Origin of the sequence: Streptomyces sp. ADMS (assembly GCF_033441795.1) — a bacterium.
Lineage (GTDB): Bacteria > Actinomycetota > Actinomycetes > Streptomycetales > Streptomycetaceae > Streptomyces.
Genome location: NZ_JAVFVX010000344.1, coordinates 1 through 945, shown reverse-complemented (window position 1 = coordinate 945; position 945 = coordinate 1). Strand labels below are relative to the sequence as shown.

Sequence of the window (945 nt, the reverse complement as noted above, 5' to 3'; positions counted from 1 at the left end):
CACGGCGACCCCACCACCATCGGAGCCGAGGCACCGCACCTCCAGGAGTGGATCGCCCGGGGCCACTGACGCCACGGACACCGCACGCCTGTGGGCGCCCTCCGTCACGGCGGAGGGCGCCCACAGGGTCGTACACAGCAGGTACGGGCGTTCAGGCGGCGACCGGCAGACCCGGGGTCCGGAAGACCTGGCGGTCGGCGTCCACCGCGAACACCTCGCAGCCCTTGCGCGCGGCGGCCCAGTCGATGCCCTCCGCGCCCATCGCGAACGCCGCCGTCGCCGTGGCGTCCGCCTCGGTGAGCGTCGGGGCCACGACGGTCAGGCTCAGCAGCCCGGTCGCCGGACGGCCGGTGCGGCCGTCGAGGATGTGGTCGCCCCGCTCGTAACGGGCCGAGGTCGCCACACCCCCCTCGGTGATCTCCAGTACCGTACACAGCTGGTCGGCGTGCTCGGGATGCCGTACACCCACCCGCCAGGGGCGCCCGGCGGTGACCACGTCACCGCCGGCGTTCAGGCAGTACGTCCGTACGCCGGCCGACTCCAGCAGATCCGCCGCCCGCTGCACCGCCCAGCCCTTCACCATCGCGCAGGGATCCAGGCCCCGGCCGGGCAGCCGTACGGCGAAGGCGCCCTTGGTCGCGACCCGGTACTCCTCGCACAGGCCGAGCACCTCGGTGAGGTCCGCGCTCAGCTCGCCGGAGTCCAGCTCACCCCGGTCGAGGCGGGACACCTCGCTGTCGGACTTGAAGGGGCTGAAGCGCGCGTCGACCTCGTGGAGCCAGGTGAACACGGCGTCCGCCGCCTCCACCGGAGCGTTCTCGTCGTCGATCAGCAGCGAGATCGGGAACCCCATGATGTGCTCGACGCGCCGCATCTCGTCAGCCCTTCGCGTCGATGGCGGCCTGGAGGGACTCCTTGTAGCCGTCGCTGGTGATGGTGGCGCCG

General features: G+C 72.7%; 1 protein-coding gene and 1 pseudogene. One reads left to right on the top strand and one right to left on the bottom strand.

Translation table 11 applies throughout. The features are described from left to right. Positions 1 to 69: pseudogene (locus tag RB628_RS40910) on the top strand (MBL fold metallo-hydrolase); the annotation flags it as partial. Between the two features lie 82 nt (positions 70 to 151). Here the strand turns inward: RB628_RS40910 and RB628_RS40905 are convergent. Beyond that, positions 152 to 874, bottom strand: a complete 723-nt coding sequence (locus tag RB628_RS40905) for an FAD:protein FMN transferase (protein ID WP_318325708.1) — start codon at positions 872 to 874, stop codon at positions 152 to 154. Positions 875 to 945 lie beyond the last annotated feature (71 nt).

Coding starts and splice junctions, on each gene's coding strand:
- RB628_RS40905 (WP_318325708.1), bottom strand. CDS start 874: ATGCGGCGCGTCGAGCACATCATGGGGTTCCCGATCTCGCTGCTGATC.